At 73.3% G+C, this 23,909-nt stretch carries 22 protein-coding genes; 13 read left to right on the forward strand and 9 right to left on the reverse strand.

The window, feature by feature from the left end; translation table 11 throughout:
• Both AD017_RS25410 and AD017_RS25415 read right to left on the reverse strand, forming a co-directional pair.
• Window positions 1-543, reverse strand: coding sequence for an ester cyclase (locus tag AD017_RS25410; RefSeq protein ID WP_010231381.1), 543 nt, complete (start codon window positions 541-543; stop codon window positions 1-3).
• A gap of 127 nt (window positions 544-670) precedes the next feature.
• On the reverse strand, window positions 671-1,000 hold the full coding sequence (locus AD017_RS25415; protein ID WP_075295782.1) for a DUF1330 domain-containing protein: 330 nt from the start codon (window positions 998-1,000) through the stop codon (window positions 671-673).
• A gap of 180 nt (window positions 1,001-1,180) precedes the next feature.
• On the opposite strand from AD017_RS25415, the gene AD017_RS25420 reads away from it, so the two are divergent.
• Window positions 1,181-1,804 (forward strand): TetR/AcrR family transcriptional regulator, encoded by a 624-nt coding sequence (locus AD017_RS25420; protein ID WP_227013349.1) that lies wholly within the window; start codon window positions 1,181-1,183, stop codon window positions 1,802-1,804.
• A 207-nt stretch (window positions 1,805-2,011) separates the two neighbouring features.
• Complete coding sequence (locus AD017_RS25425) at window positions 2,012-3,511, forward strand: class I adenylate-forming enzyme family protein (RefSeq protein WP_060575790.1); 1,500 nt, start codon at window positions 2,012-2,014, stop codon at window positions 3,509-3,511.
• Window positions 3,512-3,914: 403 nt separating this feature from the next.
• On the opposite strand, the gene AD017_RS25430 is transcribed toward AD017_RS25425, so the two are convergent.
• The 4 genes from AD017_RS25430 to AD017_RS25445 are packed head-to-tail and all read right to left on the reverse strand — an operon-like array spanning window position 3,915 to window position 8,615.
• Window positions 3,915-4,937, reverse strand: a complete 1,023-nt coding sequence (locus tag AD017_RS25430; protein WP_060576612.1) for an LLM class F420-dependent oxidoreductase — start codon at window positions 4,935-4,937, stop codon at window positions 3,915-3,917.
• Window positions 4,938-4,960: 23 nt separating this feature from the next.
• Window positions 4,961-6,124, reverse strand: coding sequence for an acyl-CoA dehydrogenase family protein (locus AD017_RS25435; protein WP_060575791.1), 1,164 nt, complete (start codon window positions 6,122-6,124; stop codon window positions 4,961-4,963).
• A 44-nt stretch (window positions 6,125-6,168) separates the two neighbouring features.
• A complete protein-coding gene (locus AD017_RS25440; RefSeq protein ID WP_060575792.1) occupies window positions 6,169-6,933 on the reverse strand; it encodes an enoyl-CoA hydratase/isomerase family protein in 765 nt (254 codons plus the stop codon).
• A gap of 11 nt (window positions 6,934-6,944) precedes the next feature.
• Window positions 6,945-8,615, reverse strand: a complete 1,671-nt coding sequence (locus tag AD017_RS25445; RefSeq protein WP_060575793.1) for an AMP-binding protein — start codon at window positions 8,613-8,615, stop codon at window positions 6,945-6,947.
• 273 nt (window positions 8,616-8,888) lie between these two features.
• Between AD017_RS25445 and AD017_RS25450 the strand changes: the two genes are divergently transcribed.
• The 6 genes from AD017_RS25450 to AD017_RS25475 all read left to right on the forward strand — a co-directional run bounded on the left by AD017_RS25450 (window position 8,889) and on the right by AD017_RS25475 (window position 17,051).
• Window positions 8,889-10,043, forward strand: a complete 1,155-nt coding sequence (locus tag AD017_RS25450; protein ID WP_060575794.1) for an acyl-CoA dehydrogenase family protein — start codon at window positions 8,889-8,891, stop codon at window positions 10,041-10,043.
• 31 nt (window positions 10,044-10,074) lie between these two features.
• Window positions 10,075-11,676 carry an acyl-CoA carboxylase subunit beta gene (locus tag AD017_RS25455; RefSeq protein ID WP_010243020.1) on the forward strand — a complete coding sequence of 534 codons (1,602 nt, stop codon included), beginning with the start codon at window positions 10,075-10,077 and terminating at the stop codon, window positions 11,674-11,676.
• Window positions 11,677-11,684: 8 nt separating this feature from the next.
• Complete coding sequence (locus tag AD017_RS25460; protein WP_060575795.1) at window positions 11,685-13,688, forward strand: biotin carboxylase N-terminal domain-containing protein; 2,004 nt, start codon at window positions 11,685-11,687, stop codon at window positions 13,686-13,688.
• Window positions 13,688-14,449 (forward strand): enoyl-CoA hydratase/isomerase family protein, encoded by a 762-nt coding sequence (locus AD017_RS25465; RefSeq protein ID WP_010243012.1) that lies wholly within the window; start codon window positions 13,688-13,690, stop codon window positions 14,447-14,449. The genes AD017_RS25460 and AD017_RS25465 overlap by 1 nt, the downstream gene beginning before the upstream one ends.
• A 2-nt stretch (window positions 14,450-14,451) precedes the next feature.
• The gene (locus AD017_RS25470) at window positions 14,452-15,273 is read left to right on the forward strand and encodes a TIGR03084 family metal-binding protein (RefSeq protein WP_060575796.1); all 822 of its coding nucleotides are present in this window, start codon (window positions 14,452-14,454) and stop codon (window positions 15,271-15,273) included.
• A gap of 77 nt (window positions 15,274-15,350) precedes the next feature.
• Window positions 15,351-17,051 carry an acyclic terpene utilization AtuA family protein gene (locus tag AD017_RS25475; RefSeq protein ID WP_238592033.1) on the forward strand — a complete coding sequence of 567 codons (1,701 nt, stop codon included), beginning with the start codon at window positions 15,351-15,353 and terminating at the stop codon, window positions 17,049-17,051.
• Here AD017_RS25475 and AD017_RS25480 read toward each other — a convergent pair.
• The 3 genes from AD017_RS25480 to AD017_RS25490 all read right to left on the reverse strand — a co-directional run bounded on the left by AD017_RS25480 (window position 17,048) and on the right by AD017_RS25490 (window position 19,892).
• Window positions 17,048-17,734 (reverse strand): GPP34 family phosphoprotein, encoded by a 687-nt coding sequence (locus tag AD017_RS25480; protein ID WP_060576613.1) that lies wholly within the window; start codon window positions 17,732-17,734, stop codon window positions 17,048-17,050. The two genes, AD017_RS25475 and AD017_RS25480, sit on opposite strands and share 4 nt — an antisense overlap.
• Before the next feature lie 105 nt (window positions 17,735-17,839).
• Window positions 17,840-18,226, reverse strand: a complete 387-nt coding sequence (locus tag AD017_RS25485) for a cupin domain-containing protein (RefSeq protein ID WP_010242145.1) — start codon at window positions 18,224-18,226, stop codon at window positions 17,840-17,842.
• 49 nt (window positions 18,227-18,275) lie between these two features.
• Window positions 18,276-19,892 carry a BCCT family transporter gene (locus tag AD017_RS25490; protein ID WP_060575798.1) on the reverse strand — a complete coding sequence of 539 codons (1,617 nt, stop codon included), beginning with the start codon at window positions 19,890-19,892 and terminating at the stop codon, window positions 18,276-18,278.
• Between the two features lie 236 nt (window positions 19,893-20,128).
• Between AD017_RS25490 and AD017_RS25495 the strand changes: the two genes are divergently transcribed.
• From AD017_RS25495 to AD017_RS25515, 5 genes are read left to right on the forward strand one after another with little or no spacing between them, the layout of a single operon-like run.
• The gene (locus tag AD017_RS25495) at window positions 20,129-20,827 is read left to right on the forward strand and encodes a GntR family transcriptional regulator (protein ID WP_060575799.1); all 699 of its coding nucleotides are present in this window, start codon (window positions 20,129-20,131) and stop codon (window positions 20,825-20,827) included.
• Window position 20,828: 1 nt separating this feature from the next.
• On the forward strand, window positions 20,829-21,962 hold the full coding sequence (locus AD017_RS25500; RefSeq protein WP_010242152.1) for an LLM class flavin-dependent oxidoreductase: 1,134 nt from the start codon (window positions 20,829-20,831) through the stop codon (window positions 21,960-21,962).
• A complete protein-coding gene (locus AD017_RS25505) occupies window positions 21,959-22,594 on the forward strand; it encodes an amino acid synthesis family protein (RefSeq protein WP_060575800.1) in 636 nt (211 codons plus the stop codon). The genes AD017_RS25500 and AD017_RS25505 overlap by 4 nt, the downstream gene beginning before the upstream one ends.
• The gene (locus tag AD017_RS25510) at window positions 22,591-23,148 is read left to right on the forward strand and encodes an amino acid synthesis family protein (protein WP_010242156.1); all 558 of its coding nucleotides are present in this window, start codon (window positions 22,591-22,593) and stop codon (window positions 23,146-23,148) included. The genes AD017_RS25505 and AD017_RS25510 overlap by 4 nt, the downstream gene beginning before the upstream one ends.
• A complete protein-coding gene (locus AD017_RS25515; RefSeq protein WP_060575801.1) occupies window positions 23,145-23,906 on the forward strand; it encodes an alpha/beta fold hydrolase in 762 nt (253 codons plus the stop codon). The genes AD017_RS25510 and AD017_RS25515 overlap by 4 nt, the downstream gene beginning before the upstream one ends.
• Window positions 23,907-23,909: the final 3 nt, after the last annotated feature.

The raw sequence follows: 23,909 nt of genomic DNA on the forward strand, positions 1-23,909 counted from the left end.
TCACGACGGGGCGGCGTCCCGGCGCGCGCGGCGGGACGCCAGGACCGTCCGCAGCACGTACCACGGTGACGGCGGGTTCCAGCCGAGCTGCGCGGCCTGGCCCAGGTCGTCCCGGTTGGCCCAGTGCTCGACGACCATGCCGTCGGCGAAGCGGAGCCAGTGGGTCTGGGTGGCGGCGAACCGCCGCCCGGTCGGTGGGAAGGCGTGCAGGGGCCGGGCGTCGTCGTCGAACACGACGAAGGTGCCGGTCTGCCGGCCGGACATGGTGGTGTGCAGGACGACGAGATCCCCGTCCGCCACGACGTCGTGGATCTCCCAGGCCAGCTCGCCGTAGGCCGCGCGCAGCCACTGCGCGGTCGCGTGGAAGGCGGCCGGGCCGCGCCCCCGCGCCGCCGCCGGCTCGCGGTCGGCCTCGCGGTTGAGCGCCTCCGGGTGCACGACGGCCTCGAAGTCGGCGGGCGTGCCGTCGGCCATGATCCGGATGGCGCGCGCGGCCAGTTCCTTCCGGTCGAGGGCGGTGCCTGCGGGGTCGGTGTCGGTCACGGGTGCCTCCGCGTGTCCGGGACGGGTGTCCGAGCGTCGGGCCGGGACCGCTCCCCGGCCAACCCCAGAATTGGCGACCCTGCGGGACAGGTCCCGGCACGGGGCCGTCCGCGCCGGCCCGTCCAGGTCACCGGTCCGTCGGCGTCATCCCCTCCACACCGACCATGTGGGCCGTGCTCGTCTCGTCGCGGATCGTCCTGATGCCCTCGTACGCGTCGCCGTAGTAGAACGACTCCCACGCCGTCTTCGAGGGGAACTCCAGCAGCACCAGCCGAGCCGGGGCCCACTCGCCCTCGTAGCGGGTCTGGGCGCCGCCCCGGACGAGGTAGCGACCGCCGGCCTCCTCCAGCGCGGGCCGCACCCGCTCCATGTACGTGGCGTAGCGGGACACGTCGTGGATGTCGACGTCGACGATGACGTAGTACGGGCCGTCGCCGCCGGGCGGTTCGGTGGACATGGGCGCCTCCGGGCCTGCCGACGGCGGGAGGCCCGGCACCGGCCGGGCGGCCCCACCAGGGTCGCCGGAACTCGGTGCCCGGCCCCGGTCCGTTACGGCTCCGGCACGCGTCGCGGCGGCCCGACCGGTGAACGACTGATAACATCCGCCCGTGACCCGCTCAGGTGTGAGGTAGCCGTGGTGCAGCGCACCCGCGATCCCGCGCGCAAGCAGAAGATCCTTCGTGCTGCCGCCGAGCTGCTCGCCCACAACGGTTTCCACGCCGTCTCCATGGCGGACATCGGCGAGCGCGCGGGCATCACCGGCTCCGCGATCTACCGCCACTTCGACAGCAAGTCCGCGATACTGGTGGCGCTCTTCGAGCGGATCATCGACGACCTGCTCGAGGACGGCCGCCGCAGTGTGGAGGGCGCGACCGACCTGGAGCACGCGCTCGAGGACCTCATCGCGGGCCAGGTCGACTTCGTGGTGGGCAAGCGGGTCCTGGCGCAGGTGTACCACAACGAGATCCAGAACCTCCCGGCCGACGACCAGGTCCGGCTGCGCCGCAAGCAGCGCCTCTACATCGAGGAGTGGGTGCATCTGCTCGGCGAGCTCGCCCCGGGCCGCGACGAGAACGTGGTCCGCACGCTCGCGCACACCGCGATCGGCGCGATCCAGTCCGTGCTGTTCCACCAGGTCCTGCTGCCCGAGGCCGCCCTCCGCGGCCTCCTGCGCGACGCGGCCCACGCGATCCTGCGGCTGGAGTCGCCGGACGGGTCGGGCACCGGCACCCGGCCGGCGACGGCGTCCGCCGGCCGCTGAGGGGTTCGCGACCGGGGCCGGCACGCCGCTCGGGCGGACACGCGCGTCCGTCTTAGTGAATGGCTATTGACAACCGCGGCGCGCCTGTGACTTGATGCACACGGTCCCGAGGGTGTGGCCGGCCGATCCGTCCACGACCCGGGCCCGGGGCGGGGCACCGTGCGCCGCCGGCCACACATGCGGTCAGGTCGGAAGGAACGAGCCGAGTTGAACATCGCCACCCTGCTGCGCCGCTCCGCGGCGGACCGGCCGGACGCCGTCGCACTGCGCCTGGACGACGTCGAGATCGACTACGCGGGGTTCGCCGAGCAGGGCGCCCGCTTCGCGGCGCACCTGCGGGCGTCCGGCGTACGGCCCGGCGACCGCGTCGGCTTCTTCCTGCCGAACTGCCTGGAGTACCTGGTCGGGTTGCTCGGCACCTGGCAGGCCGGGGCGGTCGGCGTCCCGCTGAACCACATGTTCCCGGACGACCCGCTGCGGTACGCGATCGAGGACTCCGGGGTGACGGTCCTCGTCCTGACCGCCGACGACCGGGACCGCGTCGGCGCCCTGCTCGACGGCGGCGGCCCCGAGCTCCTCACCACCGGCCCGGACGGCGGGTTCGCCGCCGCCGTCGCCGCGCACGAGCCGATGGGCACCGTCGTACCGCGGCTGGACCGCGACGACGCCTGCCTGATGTACACCTCCGGCTCCACCGGGAAACCCAAGGGCGTGCGGCAGACCCACCGCAACATCGCCGCCGAGGTCGACGGTGCGATCGACTTCTACGAGCTGACCGCGGACGACCACGTCCTCAACTGCATGCCGCTCTTCCACGTCGGGGGCCTGCAGCTGGCGAGCCTGCCGATCCTCGTCCGCGGCGGTCAGATCACCTTCATGCCGCGGTGGGACGTCGTCCGCTGGATCGAGCTGGCGCAGCGGCTGCGGCCCACCTACGGCGGCCTCATCTCCACGATGATGATCGACGTCGGCAACCGGACGGTGAAGGCCCCGGTCGTGCTCGACTCGTTCCGGATCTGCATGTTCGGTGGCTCGCGGACGCCGTCGGCGGCGATCGCACGCCTGGAGGCGGGCACCGGCATCGTCGGCGTCGAGATCTACGGGCAGACCGAGCAGAACGGGCTCGTCGTCTCCTACCGGGCCGGTGACACCCGCCGGCCGGACTCGATGGGCCGCCCGCTGGAGCAGATCGTCGACACCCGTCTCGTGCCCGTCGACGGCGGTCCCGACCTGCGCCCCGGCGACGACGGCGTCGGCGAGCTGTGGGTGCGCGGCGACGCCGTCACCCCCGGGTACTGGAACATCGACGCACCCGAGAAGTGGTCGGACGGCTGGTTCCGGACCGGTGACCTCGTGTCGACCGACGCCGACGGCTACCTCTACTACGTCGACCGGATCGACGACATGATCGTCTCCGGCGGGGAGAACGTCTTCCCGCAGATGGTCGAGGAACACCTCGCCGCGCACCCCGACCTCGCCGAGGTCGCGGTGATCGGTACGGCGCACGATCGGTGGGTCGAGCAGGTGACCGCGGTCGTCGTACCGAACCGGGACGGGGTGACCGCCGAGGCCGTCGCGGACTGGTGCGCGACGAACCCGAACCTGCGGGGGATGCACAAGCCCCGCCGCATCGAGGTCGTGGAGGCGCTGCCGCGGACCGGCAGCGGCAAGCTGAACCGCCCGGACCTGCGCAGGATGTTCCCCTGAGCGGTCCCGACACCGCAGCCACACACCTCGCGACGCGGCCCCACCCCGTGAGACAGCCGCACACCTTCTGAGGTGCCAGCCGCCTTGTGGTGCAGCCGCACGCCTTCGAACCTGTGCGGATCGCCATCAACCTGTGCGGCCACGGCGTGGCGGGCGCGGCGGTGCCGGGCGCGGCGCGGCGGGCGGCGCGGGGCGCTGGGGTGCAGCCGCACGCCTCGTGGCGCAGCCGCGCACCGTATGGCGCAGCCGCGCCCCTTGTGAGGTAGCCGCACGAGTCTGGACCTGTGCGGGGTGCCCTCAACCTGTGCGGGAGCGGTCCGGCGCGGGTGCGCGGCGCGGGTCGTGAGAGCCCTGCGGGCGGCCGGCGCGGCGCGGTGCGGTGCGGCGCGGGTGCGGGCGCGGGTCAGGGGATCAGGGCTCGGGACACCGCGGCCAGGTCCTCGGGCAGGCCCTGCACCGCGATGGAGTCGACGACCGTGTCCTCCCAGCGGCCGAGGTCGTCGCGGATCTTCGCGGCCGGGCCGACGAGGGCGACCTGCTCGACAAGCGCGGTCGGGATCGCCGCGGCGGCGGCCGCCTTCTCCCCGCGCAGGTAGAGGTCCTGCACGCGGGCGGCGAGCTCGGCGTGGCCCATGCGGGCGAAGACGTCGTGGTGGAAGTTCGCGCCCCGCGCGCCCATCCCGCCCATGTAGAGGGCCAGGTCGGGGCGGACCCGGTCGGCGGCGCGGTCGACGTCGTCGTCGACGACCACCGGCAGGGTCGCGACGACCTCGAACCGGTCGGGCCGGCCGCCGCGGCGGGCGAACCCGGCGTCGAGCGCCTCGCGGTAGAAGCCGTCGAACGCGGGGGAGAAGAACATCGCGTGCCAGCCGTCGGCGATCTCGGCGGCGAGCGCGATGTTGCGGGGCCCCTCCGCCCCGAGCTGGATCGGCAGGCCGGGGCGCCGCACGTGCAACGACGACCGCAGCGGCTTGCCGAGCCCGGTGCCGCCGTCGAGGGGCAGCTCGTGGAACTCGCCGCGGTAGGTGAGCGGTCGCTCGCGTGCGAGCACCTGCCGGACGACGTCGACGTACTCGCGGGTGCGCGCGAGCGGGCGCGGGTAGGCGACCCCGTGCCAGCCCTCGGACACCTGCGGGCCGGAGGCGCCGAGCCCGAGCACCACCCGCCCGCCGGACAGGTGGTCGAGCGTGGCGGCCGTCGTCGCCGTGGCGGCGGGGGTGCGGGCGGGGATCTGGGCGACGGCGGTGCCGAGCCGGATCCGGCCGGTCAGCGCGGCGCAGAACGCGAGCGGGGTGAAGACGTCCGAGCCGTACGCCTCGGCGAACCAGATGCCGTCGAACCCGAGGTCCTCGATCTCGCGCACCCGGTCGGCGAAACCGTCCGGGATCCCGGTGGAGAAGTGTCCGGCGTTCACGCCGACGGGCAGGCTCATGGGTGGTGGTCTCCTGGTCAGTAGGACTTGGGCAGCCCGAGGACGTTCTGGGCGATGAAGGCGAGCGCGAGCTCCTGGCTGACCGGCGCGATGCGCATGAGCCGGGCCTCGCGGAAATAGCGGTTCACGTGGTACTCGTCGGCGTACCCCATCCCGCCGAAGGTCTGGAGCGCCTGGTCGGCGGCCCGGTACCCGGCGTCGGCCGCGAGGAACTTCGCGGTGTTGGCCTCGCGGGCGCAGCGGTCGCCCCGGTCGTAGAGCCAGGCCGCCTGCCGGCAGACGAGCTCGGCCGCGTCGAGGCGGGCGTTCGCCTCGGCGAGCGGGAACGCGATGCCCTGGTTCTGCCCGATCGGCCTGCCGAAGACCTCCCGCTCGCCGGCGTAGCGGACGGCGGCGTCGACCGAGGCCCGCCCGATGCCGAGCGCCTCGTGGGCGAGCAGGATGCGCTCCGGGTTGAGCCCGTCGAGCAGGACCCGGAAGCCCTCGTTCTCGGCGCCGACCAGCCGGCCGGCGGGGACGCGGACGTCGTCGAGGGTGACCTCGTAGGACGCGACGGCGTTGCGCCCCATCTTGGGGATCGCCCGGGTCGCGATGCCGGGGTCGTCCATGTCGACCAGGAAGATCGAGAGGCCCTCCATCGGCGCGGCGGGGTCGCGCTCGGCGGTCCGTGTGGCGAGCAGGATCCGGTCGCTCTCGGCCGCCTTGGAGATCCACACCTTGCGGCCGCTGATCCGGTAGCCGTCGCCGTCGCGGACGGCGACGGTGCGGATCCGCGAGGTGTCGGTGCCGGCATCGGGCTCGGTGACGCCGAAGCAGACCTGCAGCTCCCCGGTCGCGACCCGGGGGAGGACCTCCCGGCGGAGCTCCTCGCTGCCGTGCCGGGTGACGACGTTGATGCCGAACACGCTCAGGTGCAGCGGGGTGCACCCGTTCATCGCCGCCCCGGACGCGGCGATCGTCTCCAGCAGCAGCCCGGCGGCGGCGACACCGAGGCCACCACCGCCGTACTCGGTGGGGATCCCGATGCCGAGCCAGCCGGCCTCGGCGAAGGCCCGGTAGAACTCGGTGGGGAACAGGTGCTCCCGGTCGTGCCGGGTCCAGTAGTCGCCGTCGAACCGGCCGGCGAGGTCGGCGACGGCGGCCCGGATGTCGCGGTGGTCGTCGGGGAGGGAGAAGTCCATGTCCGCCGATGATGTCGATCGGGGGCCCGCCGGTGAAGAGGGGATCACCCGCTCCGCTCGGCGAACCTGGTCAGCCCGGCCCGCAGCTCGTCCGAGCCGACGTAGCCCGCGAAGGCGTCGAACTCCAGCTCCAGGGCCTCGTCGGTCGGCAGGTCGCGGGCGGCGCGGGCCACCCGCTTGATCTCGGCGACCCCGCGGTCGTTCCGCGTGAGGACGCGGCGGGCGAGGCGCAGCGCCGCGGGCAGGAGGTCGTCGGCGGGGACGACCTCCTCGACCAGGCCCCACCCTACGAACCGCTCGGCCGGCTCGAGGTCGCCGGTGAGCAGCAGCCGCGTCGCGACGTTGGCCGGGACCTTGCGCTGCAGCCGCACCGCGCCACCGCCGCCGGGGGTCATCCCGAACCGCAGGTGCCCGTCGCCGAGCAGCGTCCCCTCGGCCGCGACGACCATGTCGGCGGCCAGGACCAGCTCGAAGCCACCGGCCACCGCGTAGCCGTGGACGGCCGCGACGACCGGCCGGGGCGAGGCCTCGACGCGGGCGAACAACTCCCCGGCGCGCCGCACGAAGGCCAGGATCGCGTCCTGCGCGCCGTCGAGGCGCGCACGCAGCCGGCGCAGGTCGGCGCCCGCACAGAACGCCCGCCCGCTGCCGGCGACGACGACCGCGCGCACGTCGGCGCGGGAATCGATGGTGTCCAGGGTGGACTCCAGGTCGTCGAGCAGCTCGTCGGACAGGGCGTTCAGGTGCTCCGGCCGTGCCAGCCGGACGACCGCGATCCCGTCGTCGACGTCGAGGGTGACCAGCGGCATCGTCGTCCCCCTCAGCCCTGGCCGAACAGCGTCGTGTGCTCGTGGCGCAGCTTGTACTTGAGGATCTTCCCGCCGACGGTCTCGGGCAGGGCGTCGGCGAACACGACCGCCTTGGGCGTCTCGTAGCCGCCGAGCCGGGCCCGGCAGTGCTCGATGATCGACTCCTGGTCGGCCGCGGCGCCGGCCCGGAGCACGACGACGGCGGTCACGGCCTCGCCCCAGTGCGCGTGCGGGAGTCCGATCACCGCCGCCTTCTCGACGGCCGGGTGGGAGTGCAGCACCGACTCGACGCGCAGGCTGGACACGTTCTCGCCACCCGACTTCACGATGTCCTTGAAGCGGTCCACCATGATCCGGAGGCCGTCGTCGTCGACCGCGGCGCTGTCGCCGGAGTGGAACCAGCCGCCGCGGAACGCCTCGCGGGTGGCGTCCTCGTTCAGGTAGTAGCCGGCCGTGACGATCGGGCTGCGGTAGACGGCCTCGCCCGGCGTGTGCGGGGCGTCCCGCAGCGAGGCGCCGGTCTCGTCGACGACGTCGGAGGCGAGCAGCGGGCTGGGCACCCCGACGTAGTTGACGGCCGGTGCCGAGCGGTCGTAGACCTCGGGCCACTTCGCCGGCCAGAACCGGTGGCAGGCGATCGCCTCGGTCTGGCCGAAGATCCCCAGCACGGTCAGTCCCGGCGCCTCGCGCAGCAGCGTGGCGTAGACGTCGGGGGCGAGCGCGCCCCACCCGTAGACGAGCACGGTCAGGCTGGACAGGTCGGCCCCGGTGCGGTCGGCCTCCGCGGCCAGCGCGGCGACGAACTGCGGGGACCCGGCCCAGACCGCCGTCGGCCGTTCCTCGGCGATCGCGGCCACGACCTGGTCGGGCACCGGCCGGCGGCCGAGCACCAGCGAGCCGCCGGACAGGAACGCGGAGAGCGTGAAGATCTGGTCGCCGACGTGGTAGATCATCGGCAGGTAGGTGAGGACCTTCAGCTCGGTCTCCACCCGGAGCCCACGGGTCAGCGAGACGGCGAAGTTCAGGCCGGCCAGGTGGCTGGCGGCGTGCGAGGTCATCACGCCCTTCGGCATCGCCGTGGTCCCCGACGTGTAGAGCAGCTGCCAGATGTCGTCGCCGTGGATCTCGACCTCGGGCTCGGTGGTGGGGTGGCCGTCGAGGAAGCCGCCGAAGGAGGGGGACCCCGCCACCGGGCCGCCGCCGATGGTGACCGTCGCCCCGACCCGCAGGCCGGTCCCGGTGAACGCCTCCTCCGCGCGCGGCCACAGCTCGGCGTCGACGATCGCGAGGCCGGGCTCCGCCTGGGCGATCAGGTGTTCCAGCACGTCGGTGGCGAGGGAGGGGTTGATCGGCATCGCGACCATGCCCGCCTTCGCGATGCCGATCTTCGCGAGGTAGGCCTCCACCGAGTTCTCGCAGAACAGGACGACCCGGGCGCCCGGTTCGAGGCCCTGGCCGGCGAGCGCGTGCGCCACCTGGCAGGCGATCTCGTCGGCCTGCCGGTAGGTCACCGATGCGAATCTCTCTTCACCGTAGGCGCCGGGCCGTCCGGTGACGGCCGTCGCGTCCGGGTAGCTCCAGGTGAGCCGTTCGAAGACGTCCCCCACGGCCGTGCGTTCCCAGCGGTTCACCGCCCGCCTGCCCCGCAGCGTCGTGACGTCGATCTTCCCGAGCAGGTCCACACCAGCCTCCTTGCCGTTCACCGGACGGCGGTCAGCATCGCGGGCTCGGGTGACGAAGACAACCCTTGAGTCACACTCGATTCACATAAGCCCGAGATATGGCGGTGTGATCCCCGTCATGAGAAGGTGTCGAGGTGGGCGTCGAAACCGGGCATGAGCTGCCGACTTGCCGGGTCGAGCGGCCCGGCGCCGGGGCTTGCCAACGTCGACGAAAGTGAACGACGATGTACTCCGCGCCGGGGCGACCGGCCGAGGACGGCTGAAGGAGTCGAGGTGGACTTTCGGGAGAGCCCCGAGCACAGGGACCTCCGGGACACGGTGCGGGCGATCGCGGCGGAGTTCGGCCCGGAGTACTACGTCCCGCGGGCCGAGGCGGGCGAGCCCACCTCGGAACTCTGGGCCAAGCTGGGGAGCAGCGGTTTCCTCGGGATCAACCTCCCCGAGGAGTACGGCGGCGGGGGCGCCGGGCTCGTCGAGCTCGCGATGGTGTGCGAGGAGACCGCCGCGGCGGGCTGCCCGCAGCTGCTCCTGCTGGTGTCGGCGGCGATCTCCGGCGAGATGATCGCCGACTTCGGGACGCCCGAGCAGAAGGCGCACTACCTGCCCCGGATGGCCTCCGGCGAGGCGAAGGTGGTCTTCGCGATCACCGAGCCCGACGCCGGCTCCAACACCCACCGGCTCTCCACCGTCGCCCGGCGCGACGGTGCCGACTGGGTCGTCAACGGGACCAAGCACTACATCTCCGGTGTCGACGAGGCCGAGGCGATCCTGCTGGTCGCCCGCTCCGGGGTCGACGAGAACACCGGCAAGGGGAAGCTCTCACTGTTCCTGGTGCCGACCGACGCACCGGGCCTGGTGCGGACCCCGCTGCCGGTGTCGGCGAAGCTGCCCGAGAAGCAGTTCGTCCTGCACTTCGACGACCTCCGCCTCCCCGCGGAGGCGCTCCTCGGCGAGGAGCACAAGGGCTTCCAGCAGGTGTTCCACGGGCTCAACCCGGAGCGGATCACCGGCGCCGCGGTGTGCGTCGGCGTCGCCCGGCACGTGCTGGGCCGGGCCGCGGAGTACGCGACCACCCGCACGGTCTGGGACGTCCCGATCGGCAGCCACCAGGGCGTGGCGCACCCGCTGGCCAAGGCGAGGATCGAGACCGACCTGGCGGCGCTGATGACGTCGAAGGCCGCCTGGCTGCACGACGGGGGACTGCCGGCCGGGGAGGCGTCGAACGTCGCGAAGTACGCCGCTGCCGAGGCCGCCGGCGCCGCCGTCGAGGCCGCCATCCAGACCCACGGCGGCAACGGGCTGGCGACCGAGTACGGCCTGCTGCCGTACTGGGGGATCTCGCGGTTGCTGCGGATCGCCCCGGTCAGCCGGGAGATGGTGCTCAACTTCGTCGCCCAGCACAGCCTCGGGCTCACCCGCTCGTACTGATCTCCTCCGATCCGAAGGGGCCCGCAGAACCATGCCCACCGTCCTGCGTTCCGCGCTGAACACCGCGGACGAGACCTACCTCAGCAACCGCAGCCAGTCTGAGAAGGTGCTCGCCGAGCTCGACGAGCAGCTGCAGACCGCCGTCGCCGGTGGTGGGGAGCGCTACCAGAAGCGCCACCACGACCGCGGACGGCTGCTCGCGCGGGAGCGGATCGAGCTGCTCCTCGACCGCGACGCATCGTTCCTGGAGCTGTCGTCACTGGCCGCCTGGGGGACCCGGTTCACCGTCGGCGCGTCGATCGTGACCGGCATCGGCGTCGTCTCCGGGGTCGAGTGCGTGCTCATCGCGCACGACCCGACCGTCCGCGGCGGGGCGATGAACCCGTGGTCGCTGAAGAAGACGCTGCGCGCACTCGAGATCGCCCGCGTCAACCGGCTCCCGGTGATCAACCTCGTGGAGTCCGGGGGCGCCGACCTCCCGACCCAGTCGGACCTGTTCGTGCCCGCCGGCAAGATCTTCCACGACCTCACCGAGCTCTCCTCGATGGCGATCCCGACGATCGCGCTGGTGTTCGGCAACTCCACCGCGGGCGGCGCCTACGTGCCCGGTATGTGCGACTACGCCGTGATGGTCGACCAGCAGGCCAAGGTCTTCCTCGGCGGCCCGCCGCTGGTGAAGATGGCCACCGGCGAGGACGCCGACGACGAGGAGCTCGGCGGCGCGTCGATGCACGCCCGGGTGTCGGGGCTGTGCGACCACTTCGCCGTCGACGAGCACGACGCCATCCGGATCGGCCGCGAGATCGTCTCCGAGCTCGGCTGGCACAAGCTCGGCCCCGGCCCGACGCGGCCCGCCGACGAGCCGGTCCACGACCCCGACGAGCTGCTGGGCATCGCGCCGTCGGACATCAAGGTCCCGTTCGACCCGCGCGAGGTGATCGCCCGCGTCGTCGACGGCTCCCGCTTCGGCGAGTACAAGCCGCTGTGGGGGACGAGCCTGGTCACCGGCTGGGCGTCGATCCACGGCTACCCGGTCGGCATCCTCGCCAACGCCCGCGGGGTGCTGTTCAGCGAGGAGGCGAAGAAGGCCGCGGAGTTCATCCAGCTGGCCAACCAGACCGACACGCCGCTGATCTTCCTGCAGAACACCACCGGCTACATGGTCGGGAAGTCCTACGAGCAGGGCGGGATCATCAAGGACGGCTCCAAGATGATCAACGCGGTGGCCAACAGCAAGGTCCCGCACATCACGGTCAACCTGGCGGCCTCGTTCGGCGCCGGCAACTACGGCATGTCGGGACGCGCCTACGACCCGCGGATGATGTTCGCCTGGGCCGGTTCCCGGCTCGCCGTGATGGGGGCCGCCCAGCTCGCCGGCGTCATGTCGATCGTGGGGAAGCAGTCCGCGGAGTCGTCGGGGCGCGAGTTCGACGCCGAGGCCGACGAGCGGAACCGCGCGGCGATCGAGGAGCAGATCGAGTCCGAGTCGCACTCGTTCGCCGTCACCTCGAAGCTCTACGACGACGGCCTGATCGACCCCCGTGACACCCGCACCGTGCTCGGTATCGCCCTGTCGGCCGCGCACTCGAACACCGTCGAGGGCCGCCGCGGCTTCGGCGTCTTCCGGATGTGAGGCAGGAGATGACCATCCACAAGCTGCTGGTGGCGAACCGCGGTGAGATCGCCGAGCGGATCATCCGGTCGGCCCGTGCGCTCGACATCGCCACCGTCGCCGTCCACTCCGACCCGGACGCCGACGCACTGTTCGTCGAGGCCGCCGACGAGGCGGTGCTGCTCCCCGGCGCCGCACCCGCGGACACCTACCTGCGCGTCGAGAAGATCATCGAGGCGGCGCGGGCGACCGGGGCCGACGCGATCCACCCCGGCTACGGCTTCCTCTCCGAGAACGCCGGGTTCGCCCGCGCCTGCGCCGACGAGGGCATCACCTTCGTCGGCCCGCCGGTCGAGGCGATCGAGGCGATGGGTTCCAAGATCGCGGCGAAGGAGCTGATGGAGAAGGCGGGCCTGCCGGTGCTGCCCGGCGCGACCGTCGACGACGCCGAGGAGGTCGACGCCGCCACGATCGCCGCGATGGCCGACGGCATCGGCTACCCGCTGCTGGTCAAGGCCGCGTACGGCGGCGGCGGCCGGGGCATGCGCATCGTGCGCGCCGCCGACGAGGTCGTCGACGCCGTCACCGGTGCCCGGCGCGAGGCGACGTCCGCGTTCGGCAACGGCACCGTGTTCCTCGAGCGGTACGTCGAGGACCCCCGCCACGTCGAGGTGCAGATCTTCGGCGACACCCACGGCACCGTCGTCCACCTCTTCGAGCGGGAGTGCTCGATCCAGCGGCGCTACCAGAAGATCATCGAGGAGGCCCCGTCCCCGGCCGTCGACGACGCGCTGCGGGCGCAGCTCGGCGACGCGGCCGTGGCCGCCGGTGCCGCGATCGGCTACACCGGTGCCGGCACCGTCGAGTTCGTCATGGCCCCCGACGGCGAGTTCTTCTTCCTGGAGGTCAACACCCGGCTGCAGGTCGAGCACCCGGTCACCGAGGAGGTCACCGGGCTGGACCTGGTCGCGCTGCAGCTGCGCGTCGCCGAGGGCGACCCCCTCCCGGCCGAGGTCCGCGGGGCGACGATCACCGGGCACGCGATCGAGGCCCGCCTCTACGCCGAGGACCCGGCGGCCGACTACCTGCCCGGCTCCGGCACCCTGCACCGGTTCCGGATCCCGGAGCTGCCGGGCGTCCGTGTCGACACCGGGGTGCGGGACGGCTCGCTGGTCGGGACGCACTACGACCCGATGCTGGCCAAGGTGATCGCGCACGGCCGCACGCGTGCGGAGGCGGCACGGAAGCTCGCGCGCGCGCTCTCCGAGGCGCAGCTCCACGGCCTGGTCACCAACCGCGACCTGCTCGTGGCGGTCCTGCGCGAGGACGAGTTCCTCGCCGGGCGCACCGACACCGGCTACCTCACCCGGCACGATCCGTCGGCCCTGGTCGGCACCGTGCCGCAGCACACGGTGGCGGTGCACGCGCTGGCGGCGGCGCTGGCCGCGCAGTCGGCCCGCCGCGCCGACGCCCCCGTGCAGCGCCCGGTCCCGACCGGGTGGCGCAACGTCGGCGGGGCGTCCCAGCACGCCTGGTACCGGATCGGCGAGACCGACGTCGACGTGCGCTACCGGATCACCCGGGACGGCCTCACGGCGTCGGTCGACGGCACCCCGCTGGACTCACCGGTGCTGATCGAGGCCCGGCCCGACCGGGTCGACCTGCGGGTGGCGGGCGTCCGCCGCACCGTCTCCGTGCACGTCGCCGGGGACGAGGTGTTCTGCGACAGCGTGCTCGGCGGCACGACCCTGACCGAGCGGCCGCGGCTGCCCGAGCCCGGTACCGAGGCCGCCCCGGGGTCGCTGCTCGCGCCCATGCCCGGCACCGTCGTCCGGGTCGCGGCCGAGGCCGGGCAGGAGGTCGGGGCCGGCGCGGTGATCGTCGTGTTCGAGGCCATGAAGATGGAGCACTCCGTGCGGGCACCGCTGGCCGGTGTGGTCGCGGAGGTCGCCGTCGAGGTCGGGCAGACCGTCGACACCGGAGCGGTCCTGGCCGTGATCGACGAGATCGCGGACGAGAAGGAGGATGCCTGATGTCCGAGGTGACCTACGAGGTCGTGAACGGCGTCGCCTGGCTGACCATCGACCGTCCCGAGGCACGGAACGCGCTGAGCAGGGCCGTGCGCGAGGGGCTGTTCGACGGGGTGCACCGGTTCAACGCCGACGACGGGGCCCGGGTGCTCGTGCTCACCGGCGCGGGGGAGAAGGCGTTCTGCGCCGGCGGCGACCTCAAGGAGATGAACGACACGGCGCTGACGGTGCCGCCGCCGGACTTCCTGCCCCAGCTGGGCCGCAACATCGACGTTGCCAAGCCGACGATCGCCGCGGTCAACGGCATCGCCTTCGGCGGCGGGTTCCTGCTCGCCCAGCAGTGCGACCTCGTCGTCGCCGCCGAGCACGCCCGGTTCGCCGTCTCCGAGGTGCGGATCGGCCGCGGGTCGCCGTGGGCGGCGCCGCTGTCGTGGCTGGTCCCGCCCCGGATCGCGATGGAGATCCTGCTGACCGGCGACCCGATCGACGCGGCGCGCGCCCAGGCGTACGGCCTGGTCAACGACGTCGTGCCCGCCGAGCGCCTGCGGGAGCGCACCCAGGAGCTCGCGGAACGGATCGCCGCCAACGCCCCGCTGTCGGTGCTCGCCGCGAAGCGGACGGCGTACCTGTCCGCGACCCACTCCCGCGCCGAGGCCTACGACCGTGCCGAGGAGATCTGGGAGCCGGTGTACCGCTCCCGTGACGCCCAGGAGGGCCCGCTCGCCTTCCGGGAGAAGCGCACGCCGGTCTGGCAGGGGGTCTGACGATGACGGTGACCCTGGACGGCGTCCTCGACGACCTCGTCGCCGAGACGCGCGTGCTGGCCGATCTGGTCGCCGCACTCGACGACGACGGCATCGCCACGCCCACCCCCGCCGCCGGCTGGGACGTCCGCGACCAGCTGACCCACCTGGCGTACTTCGACGAGACCGCGACGCAGGCCGCGGCCGACCCGGAGGGGTTCCGCCGCGACGCCGACGTCCTCGTCGCGGGCGGGACGGACTTCCCGGACCGGATCGCCGCCGAGCACGCCCACCTGGGGGCCGACGAGGTCCGGGCCTGGCTGGACCGTGCCCGCTCCGCGTTCGTCGGGACCTTCCGTGGCCTGGAGCCGAGGACCAGGCTGCCCTGGTACGGCCCGGAGATGAGCGCGCTGTCCTCGGCGACGGCCCGGCTCATGGAGACCTGGGCGCACGGCCAGGACGTCGCCGACGCGCTCGGTGCGGTCCGCGAACCCAGCGACCGGCTCCGGCACGTCGCCCACCTCGGCGTCCGGACGTTCGGGTTCGTGTACACGCTCCACGAACGCCCGGTGCCCGCGACGCCCGTGCGGGTCGAGCTCGACGCCCCGTCCGGTGCGCGATGGGAGTGGGGCCCGGCCGACGCCGCCGACCGGGTCACCGGCACCGCCCTGGACTTCTGCCTCACCGTCACCCAGCGCCGCCACGTCTCCGACACCGCGCTGGCCGTCGACGGCCCCGTCGCCACCGAGTGGATCTCGATCGCGCAGACCTTCGCCGGTGCTCCCGGCCCCGGCCGTGCGCCCGGCGCCGTGCCCGTCCCGCACACCCCAGGAGGACGCCCGTGACCGCCGAACCCCGCCGCGCCGTCCGGATCGGCAACTGCTCCGGGTTCTACGGCGACCGGATCTCCGCCGCACGCGAGATGGTCGAGGGTGGCCCGGTCGACGTCGTGACCGGCGACTACCTCGCCGAGCTCACCATGCTGATCCTCTGGAAGGCCCGGCAGAAGGACCCGTCCACCGGCTACGCGAAGACCTTCCTCACCCAGGTCGAGCAGATCCTCGGCACCTGCCTGGACCGGGGGATCCGGATCGTCTCCAACGCCGGCGGGCTCAACCCCGCGGGCCTGGCCGCCGAGCTCGGTGCGCTGGCGGAGCGGCTCGGGCTCGCCCCGCGGATCGCCCACGTCGACGGCGACGACCTCGTCGGCAGGCTCGACGAGCTGCAGGCCGCCGGTCACCCGCTGGCCCACCTCGACACCGGTGCGAAGCTCGCCGACGCGGGGGTCGACCCGGTGACCGCCAACGCCTACCTGGGCGCCTGGGGGATCACCGAGGCGCTGCGGGCGGACGCCGACATCGTCGTGACCGGGCGGGTCACCGACGCCTCGGTCGTCGTCGGGCCGGCGGCCTGGTGGCACGGCTGGGAGCGGACCGATCTCGACGCGATCGCCGGTGCCATGGCGGCCGGGCACGTCATCGAGTGCGGGCCGCAGGCGACCGGCGGCAACTATGCGTTCTTCTCCGAGGTCACCGACCGCCGCTATCCCGGGTTCCCGATCGCCGAGGTCGAGGCGGACGGCTCCTCGGTGATCACCAAGCACGAGGGGACCGGCGGCCTGGTCTCGGTCGGCACCGTCACCGCGCAGCTGCTCTACGAGATCGGCCGGCCCGCCTACCTCGGCCCGGACGCCGTGGCGCACTTCGACACGTCGCAGCTGAGCCAGGAGGGTGAGCACCGGGTCCGGATCTCCGGCACCCGCGGCAGCGCCCCCACCGACGAGCTCAAGGTCGCGCTCAACCACGAGGGCGGCTACCGCAACACCATGACCCTGGTGCTGACCGGCACCCGGATCGAGGAGAAGGCGGAGTGGGCGACCGAGCAGCTCGCCGAGCTGCTCGGCGGGCGGGACCGGTTCGCCGAGTTCGACACGCAGCTGCTGCGCTTCGACCACCCCGACGCACCGGCCAACGCCGAGGCCACCGCGCACCTGCGGATCACGGTGAAGGACCCCGACCGGCGGAAGGTCGGGCGGGCGTTCTCCAACACCACCATGGAGCTCGCGCTCGGCGGCTACCCGGGCTTCCACACGACCACCCCGCCCTCGGCGGAGAGCGCGTTCGGCGTGTACTGGCCCACGCTCGTGCCCGCGTCCGAGGTCGGGCACCGGGTCACCATGCCGGACGGTGCCGTGCGCACCGTCGGACACGCCCCGGTGACGGGTCCGGTCCCGGACCCCGCCCCGGAGGCCGCGCCGCCGGCCCCGGTCGGCGGGCCGACCCGGCGGCTTCCGCTCGGTGAGATCGCCGGGGCGCGGTCGGGGGACAAGGGCGGCAACGCCAACATCGGCGTCTGGGTCCGCACCGACGCCGAGTACGCCTGGCTGCGCGGGCTGCTGACGACCGCGACGGTCCGGGAGCTGCTGCCCGAGGCCGCGGACCTGGAGATCCACCGCTACGAGCTGCCGAACCTGCGGGCGGTCAACATCGTCGTCGTCGGGATCCTCGGGGCGGGCGTCGCGTCGGCCACCCGGCCGGATCCGCAGGCCAAGGGACTGGGGGAGTACCTGCGCAGCCGCCTCGTCGACGTCCCGGTGGTGTTGCTGGAGGGTGGGGAGGTCTAGGACGACACCGTGGTGACGACGACGGCCGCGCTGGCGGCGGACAGCGCCGCCGCGGCCGCGATCACCGCGCTGCTCACCGCGGCGGCACCCCAGTTGCCCTGCTCCAGCTCCTTGGCTCGGGTCGCGACCCGGCCCGACCACTTCGGGACCGGGTCCAGGCTCGGCAGCGTCCCGCTGGCCGAGATCAGCGCGATGATCGCGGCGAGCCGGGCGTCGGGCTCCTCGCCGCGTTCGAGGACGGCCTGCATCCGCTCCCGCAGTGCGTACTCGTAGCCGGTGTCCGCCGCGGGGAGCCTGGTCGTCGGGACCAGGCCCAGGAAACGCCTGCGCTCGCGGCGCAGGAACCCGCGCTCGACGAGGCGCTCCGTCAGCGGCTTCCAGAGCGTGGATCCGATCGTGACCAGCTGGGACTGGACGTGCCGCGGCCGCGCGGCGACCGTGTCGTAGGCGTCCTGCAGCAGCGGGTCGGGGAGCGGGCCGTCGCCGGTGGCGACGATCGTCGTGCCCTTGTACCAGGCACCCCCGTCCTCCGGGCGGATCCGGCCGAGCAGGGCGAGCTCGACCAGTACCGCTCCGCCCAGCGTCTGGTGCAGCGTCCCGGCCCCGGCCGGGACGCCGTACGTGTCGTCCATCAGCAGGAGGAGCACGTCCTCGACGATCAGGTTCTCGCTCTGCACGGTCATCGTCCCCTCGTCCCGGCGGTGCACCGGACCGGCCGGGCAGCTCGACACCCGTAGTCGACACCATGCCGCCACGGCACGGTCAACACCTGTCAGCCCTCCGTGGGCTCACGGGTCGAGGTGGGTGTCCCCGAGGGTGGTCACCGACAGGTGGGTCATGCCGTCGGCGCCGGCCAGGTGACGGTGCCGCTCGCCCGCGGCGACGGTGACGACGTCACCCGGCGAGAGCGCGAGCGCGCGGCCGTCGGCGTACTCGACCGCACCCCGGCCGGCGGACAGGACGAGGGTCTGGTCGGAGTCGTGGTGGTGCCAGGCCGTCCCGGCGCCGGCGGCGAACCGGGTCGCCATCACGGTGAGCCCGCCGGGGGCGTCCGCCCGGCGCGCGATCCTGGTCCACACCGGACCGTCGAACAGGGGCAGGTCGTCGCAGCGGACCTCGGCCGGGACCTCCCCGCCGGGGAAGCGGAGACCGGCGAGCGGCGGGCTGTCGGGCATGGCGGCTCCTCGGGGTCGGGTACCCGGCGGCCGGGCCGGGATGCGTGGGTCAGCGGACGGCCGTCGTGGCCTCGTCGGGGACCTGCCGGACGGCCGCGTCCTCCCCGCCGGTCGTCTCCCGGTCGCCGGGGGCGGGTCCCGGCCCGGCGGGCGGGAGGACCGGGTCGGTCGAGAGGTCGCGCCAGAACGCGACGGCGACCCCGACGACGACCACGAGGAAGGGCGCGGAGCTGACGATGACCATCTGCTGGAGCGACTCCAGGCCGCCCGCGACGAGCAGCGCCATCGCGGCGGCCCCGGTGACCAGGCCCCACAGCGCGAGGATCCAGGCCGGCGGGTGCTCGGTGCCGCGGCTGGTCAGCATGCCGAGGACGTAGGTGTTGGCGTCCGCGCCGGACACGAAGAACAGCACGACGAGCACGATCGTCACCACCGAGGTGACGGACGGCAGCGGCAGCGACTGCAGCATGGTGAAGAAGGCGGAGTTGGCGTCCGCCGCCGCGGCGGCGGCGACCCGGGTCGTCCCGGCGAGGTCGGTGTGGATGGCCGTCCCGCCGAACGCGGTGAACCAGATCGAGAACACCAGGCTCGGGACGAGCAGCACCCCGACGACGAACTCGCGCACCGTGCGGCCGCGGGAGATGCGGGCGAGGAAGACGCCGACGAACGCGGCCCAGGACAGCCACCAGGCCAGCATGAAGTAGGTCCAGGACTGCATGAAGTCGATGTCGCCGTTGGCCGGGGTGATCAGGCTGGTCGCGACCAGCTCGCTCAGGTAGCGGCCCACCGACTGCACGTACAGGTCGAGCAGGTACACGGTCGGCCCGGCGATCAGCACGAACACGAACAGGACCGCGCCGAGCCCCATGCTCGCCTCGGACAGGTAGCGGATGCCGCGCGCGACGCCGGTGAGTGCGGACGCGGTGAACAGCAGCGTGATCACCCCGATGATCACGAACTGGACGCCCGTCGAGTTCGGGATCCCGAACAGGGCGGTGAACCCGCCGTTGATCTGCATCGCGCCGAGTCCGAGCGACGTCGTCGTCCCGAACAGCGTGGCGACGACGGCGAAGACGTCGATCGCGCCACCCACCGGGCCGTCGGCGCGGCGCCCGAGCAGCGGCCGGAACAGCGCGCTGACGAGGCCGGTGCGGCCGCGCCGGAACATCGACCACGCCATGGCGAGCCCGACGACGGCGAAGATGCCCCAGGCGTGCAGGCCCCAGTCGAAGAACGAGAACTGCATCGCCGTGACCGCGGCGTCGGTGGTCATCGGTGCGGCGAGGCCGTGCGGCGGGGCCGCGAGGTGCGCGATCGGCTCGGCGACCCCGTAGGAGATCAGCCCGATACCCATCACGGCCGAGAGGATCATGGCGTACCAGGTGAGCCTGCGGAACGCGGGCCGCTCGTCGTCACGGCCGAGCCGGAGCCGGCCGAACCTGCTGCAGGCGAGGAAGAGCAGGAAGACGAGGAACCCGAGCGAGACCAGCAGGTAGGCCCATCCGAAGCCGCGGGTGATGCCGTCGAGCGCGGCGGACCCGGCGCGGGACAGCGACTCACCGGCGGCGGCTCCCCAGGCCACGATCGCGAGCGTCAGCCCGAGCGAGACGAACAGGACGGGGCCGGGTCGTCGGGTCCGCGACGACTCGGCTCTGGGCGTCGACATTGATGCCTCCGGTGCGTGGAGCGATGGAGCGGTGCAGCGAGAAGCCGGGCGAGTCCCGGGCTGCAATGAGCGGGACTGTGGCATGCAAGACGGGGGTGGTCAACCCTCGCCATGTCGTCGCGTCGCGACATGACCGCTCCCGTCGACCTGGCATTTATCAGGCGAAATGCACCAGAGGCGCAGAGATCGACCGCTCGCTCTTGACGGGAACCTCGCTACTTCTTAGCTTGTGATGCATGCAAGAGACCGCGGCGCTGGTCGCTCGGCGGGGTGCGCAGGAGCGCGTCCTGGACGGGGTGCGGCGCGCCATCATCGAGGGCCTGTACCTGCCCGGGCAGCCACTGTCCGAGGTCGTGCTGGCCGACGGGTACGACGTGTCCCGGACCCCGGTCCGGGAGGCGCTCAAGCAGCTGCAGATCGAGGGGCTGGTCGAGATCCGGCCCCGGGTGGGGACGTTCGTCCGCGCCCCGAGCCGCCGCGAGGTGGTCGAGCTGTTCGAGCTGAAGGAGATGCTCGAGGGCATGGGGGCCCGGCTGCTCGCCGCCCGCGGCCCGGTCCGGGAGCTCGACGGTCTCGACGAGAACATCGAGCGCTCCGACCGCGCGGTGGCCCGTGGCGATGCCGACGGGTACGCCGCACTGGTCCACGAGTTCCACGAGCTGCTCGTGACCGGCGCCGACAACACCCAGCTCGTCACGCACTACCGCACGCTGATGAACCAGCTCGCCTACCAGCGGCTGGTGTCGGCCTCGCTGACCCGGCCCGGCCGCCTCGGGGAGTCCCTCGCCGAGCACCGGCACGTGCTCGAGCTCGTCCGCGGCAAGGACGGCATCGGGGCGGAGTTCGCGATGCGCGACCACGTCCGCTCCAGCGAGCGGGCCACCCTCACCGCCGACCACCGGATCGGCGGCCACTCATCGACGAAGGAGTCCTGAGATGCGTTTCTCCATCTTCCACAACGTCGGCGCCCCCGGCCGGCTCGACGACGTCGCGGGCGTGCTCGACGAGATCCGGGACGTCGCGACCTACGCCGACACCGCCGGCTACCACTCGATCTGGTACACCGAGCACCACTTCGGCCACGAGGGCTACGAGCTCGTCCCGAACCCGGTGCTGATGGGCACCGACATCGCGGCACGCACCTCGCGGATCCGCATCGGCCAGGCCGCCAACATCGTGACCTTCTGGAACCCGATGCGCCTCGCCGAGGACATCGCGATGCTGGACCAGCTCTCGCGGGGCCGGGCCGAGGTCGCCGTCGGGCGCGGGCTCTACGGCCGCGAGGCGATGAACCTCAACCCGTCCGCCGACCCCCGTGACCAGGAGCAGAACCGCGCCCTGTTCGAGGAGACCGTCGAGGTGCTGCGGAAGGCCTGGAGCGGCGACTTCTTCTCCCACCAGGGGGACTTCCACACCTACCCCGCGCCCGGGATCGGCTGGGACCACCCGCTGTCCCCGCCCTCGCCGGAGTTCGTCGGCGCCGACGGCACGCTCGACGCGCTCAAGGTCGTCCCGCAGCCGTTCCAGCGGCCGCACCCGCCGCTCTCCCAGGTCATCGACACCCCGCGATCGATCCAGGGCGCCGCCCGCGCCGGCATGAAGGGCATCTTCTGGATGCCGCCGATCTCCGAGCTGAAGGGCCGGTTCGAGCTCTACCGGGACACCCTGTCCGAGGCCACCGGCGTCGAGCAGGCACTCGGCACCGGCCTGTCGCTGGTCCGCGACGTCTACGTCGCCGACACCATGGAGCAGGCCCGCGCCGACTTCGAGGAGGCGCTGCTGACCTCCTACCGCTGGATCTGCCACTGGCGCGGACTGAACAACCTGCGCGAGGTCGGCGAGGACATCACGGGGCGGGACCTCGACTACGACTTCCTCGCCGAGCGCAACCTGCTGGTGGGCACCCCGGACCACGTCGCGGAGAAGGTGCACGAGCTGCAGTCCGAGCTGAACCTGCAGGACCTGCTGCTGTGGACGACCCACCCCGGTCTCGAGCACGGCAAGGCGATGCGCAGCTTCGAGCTGTTCGCCGAGAAGGTCATGCCCCAGTTCGCCGAGGGCTCCGCGTGAGCGCGATCCGGCGGATCGTCACCGTCGTCGAGGAGAGCGTGCGGGAGCTCGGGGAGCCGGTGCGGACACCGGTCCGGCGGGCCGCGGTCGTCGCCGTCGTCGCGAACCCGTGGCGGGGCCGCGGGATCCAGGACGACCTCTCGCCGGAGGTCGCCGGGCTCGCTCCGGAGATCGCGCACGAGCTGTCGGACCGGCTGCTCACCGCGCTCGGCGGCGCGGCCGGGGTCGAGGCGTTCGGCAAGGCGGCGATCGTGGGCCTGGACGGCGAGCTCGAGCACGCCGGTGCGCTGATCCACACGCCGTTCTTCGGCAACGTGCTCCGGCACCGCACCGAGGGCGAGTCGATCATCGTGTTCTCCGACCAGCGCGCGGCCGCCGGCACCCCGCTCACGGTCCCGTTGTGGCACAAGGACCACGCCGCGACGCGCTCGCACTACCAGACCATCACCGTCCGGGTGCCCGACGGCCCGCGGCCCGGGGAGATCGCCGTCATCGCGGCCGCGGCCGACGGTCCCCGCCCGAACGCCCGCATCGGCGACCGGCGCTCCGACGCCGCGCTCGACCGGCACGTCCTGGACCGGGCGCCGGGCCCGTCCACCGACCACCGCAACCACATGGAGTCCGTCTCATGAGCGTCACCGTCCGCAGCATCCACACCGTCGTCGACGAGATCCACACCGAGGGCGGCCGGCCGGTCGAGCCCGCCGCCCGGGTCGCGGTCGTGCTGGCCGTGGTCGAGAACCCGTGGGCCGGCCACGGCTTCGTCGACGACCTCGGCCCGACGATCGACGAGGTCGCCCCCGAACTCGGGAAGCTGCTGTCCGACCGGGTCGTGGCCGCGCTCGGCGCGCCGGTCGAGGCCTACGGCAAGGCCGCGATCGTCGGGCTCGACGGCGAGATCGAGCACGGCTCCGGGCTGATCCACACCCTGAAGTTCGGCAACCACTTCCGCGACGCCGCGCAGGCGACCACGCTGCTACCGGCCGTCGAGAAGCGGGCCGCCGCCGGGACGGTGTTCGACATCCCGCTCAAGCACGTCACCGACGCGACGATCCGCTCGCACCACCAGACCGTCGAGGCGCGCGTCCCGGACGGCCCCCGCGCCGACGAGATCGTCGTCGGTCTCGCCGCCGCCGCGCAGGGCCGCCCGCAGGCCCGCCTCGCACCGCTGTCGAGCGAGAAGTGAGCCGCCCGGCCGACGTGGTCCTGCTGCACGGTGTGGGCCTGGACCACACCCTGTGGGACCGCGTCGCGCCGGAGCTGTCGGCCGCCGGACACACCGTGCACGCCCCCGACCTGCTCGGGCACGGCTCCGCACCGGACGCCCCGGCCGGGACGAAGCTGGCGGACCTGGCCGCGCCGGTCGCGGAGGTCGTCGCCGGGGCCGGCGGTCCGGTGCACCTCGTCGGCTTCTCGCTCGGCGCGCTCGTCGCCACCCGGGTCGCGCTCGACCACCCCGGCCGGGTCGCCCGGCTGACGCTGGTCAGTGGGGTCGCAGGCCGCTCGGACGACGAGCGGGCCGCGGTCGCCGCCCGGCTCGGCGCGGCAGGCACCGACCTGGCGGCGACCTTCGACGCGGCGGTGCGGCGCTGGTTCTCCCCGGAGTGGACCGCCGCGGAGCCGGAGCTCGCCGACCGGGTCCGGCGGACCCTCGCGGCGAACCGGCCGTCGTCCTACCTGGCCTGCTACGCGGTGTTCGCCCGGGCGGACGCCGAGCTCTGGCCGGAGCTGCCCCGGCTCGTCCCGCCGGTGACGGCCGTGACCGGGTCCGAGGACCCGGGCTCCACACCGGCGATGTCGCGGGCGCTGGCCGGCCGCGTCCCGCACGGGCGGGCCGTGGTCGTCGACGGCGCCCGCCACCTGCTGCCGCTGGAGCGCCCGGACGCCGTCCTCGACCTGCTCGGCGACCCCGACCCGGTACCCACCCCGACCGACCCCTCGTGAGGA

This window comes from Pseudonocardia sp. EC080619-01 (genome assembly GCF_001420995.1).
Lineage (GTDB): Bacteria > Actinomycetota > Actinomycetes > Mycobacteriales > Pseudonocardiaceae > Pseudonocardia.

Excerpts from the sequence above, each read along its gene's own strand:
- AD017_RS25510 (WP_010242156.1), top strand. The coding sequence starts at position 22,591 with ATGAGCGTCACCGTCCGCAGCATCCACACCGTCGTCGACGAGATCCAC.
- AD017_RS25455 (WP_010243020.1), top strand. The coding sequence starts at position 10,075 with ATGCCCACCGTCCTGCGTTCCGCGCTGAACACCGCGGACGAGACCTAC.
- AD017_RS25475 (WP_238592033.1), top strand. The coding sequence starts at position 15,351 with ATGGTCGAGGGTGGCCCGGTCGACGTCGTGACCGGCGACTACCTCGCC.
- AD017_RS25465 (WP_010243012.1), top strand. The coding sequence starts at position 13,688 with ATGTCCGAGGTGACCTACGAGGTCGTGAACGGCGTCGCCTGGCTGACC.
- AD017_RS25490 (WP_060575798.1), bottom strand. The coding sequence starts at position 19,892 with ATGTCGACGCCCAGAGCCGAGTCGTCGCGGACCCGACGACCCGGCCCC.
- AD017_RS25435 (WP_060575791.1), bottom strand. The coding sequence starts at position 6,124 with ATGGACTTCTCCCTCCCCGACGACCACCGCGACATCCGGGCCGCCGTC.
- AD017_RS25440 (WP_060575792.1), bottom strand. The coding sequence starts at position 6,933 with ATGCCGCTGGTCACCCTCGACGTCGACGACGGGATCGCGGTCGTCCGG.
- AD017_RS25485 (WP_010242145.1), bottom strand. The coding sequence starts at position 18,226 with ATGCCCGACAGCCCGCCGCTCGCCGGTCTCCGCTTCCCCGGCGGGGAG.
- AD017_RS25480 (WP_060576613.1), bottom strand. The coding sequence starts at position 17,734 with ATGACCGTGCAGAGCGAGAACCTGATCGTCGAGGACGTGCTCCTCCTG.
- AD017_RS25495 (WP_060575799.1), top strand. The coding sequence starts at position 20,129 with ATGCAAGAGACCGCGGCGCTGGTCGCTCGGCGGGGTGCGCAGGAGCGC.
- AD017_RS25460 (WP_060575795.1), top strand. The coding sequence starts at position 11,685 with ATGACCATCCACAAGCTGCTGGTGGCGAACCGCGGTGAGATCGCCGAG.
- AD017_RS25415 (WP_075295782.1), bottom strand. The coding sequence starts at position 1,000 with ATGTCCACCGAACCGCCCGGCGGCGACGGCCCGTACTACGTCATCGTC.
- AD017_RS25470 (WP_060575796.1), top strand. The coding sequence starts at position 14,452 with ATGACGGTGACCCTGGACGGCGTCCTCGACGACCTCGTCGCCGAGACG.
- AD017_RS25500 (WP_010242152.1), top strand. The coding sequence starts at position 20,829 with ATGCGTTTCTCCATCTTCCACAACGTCGGCGCCCCCGGCCGGCTCGAC.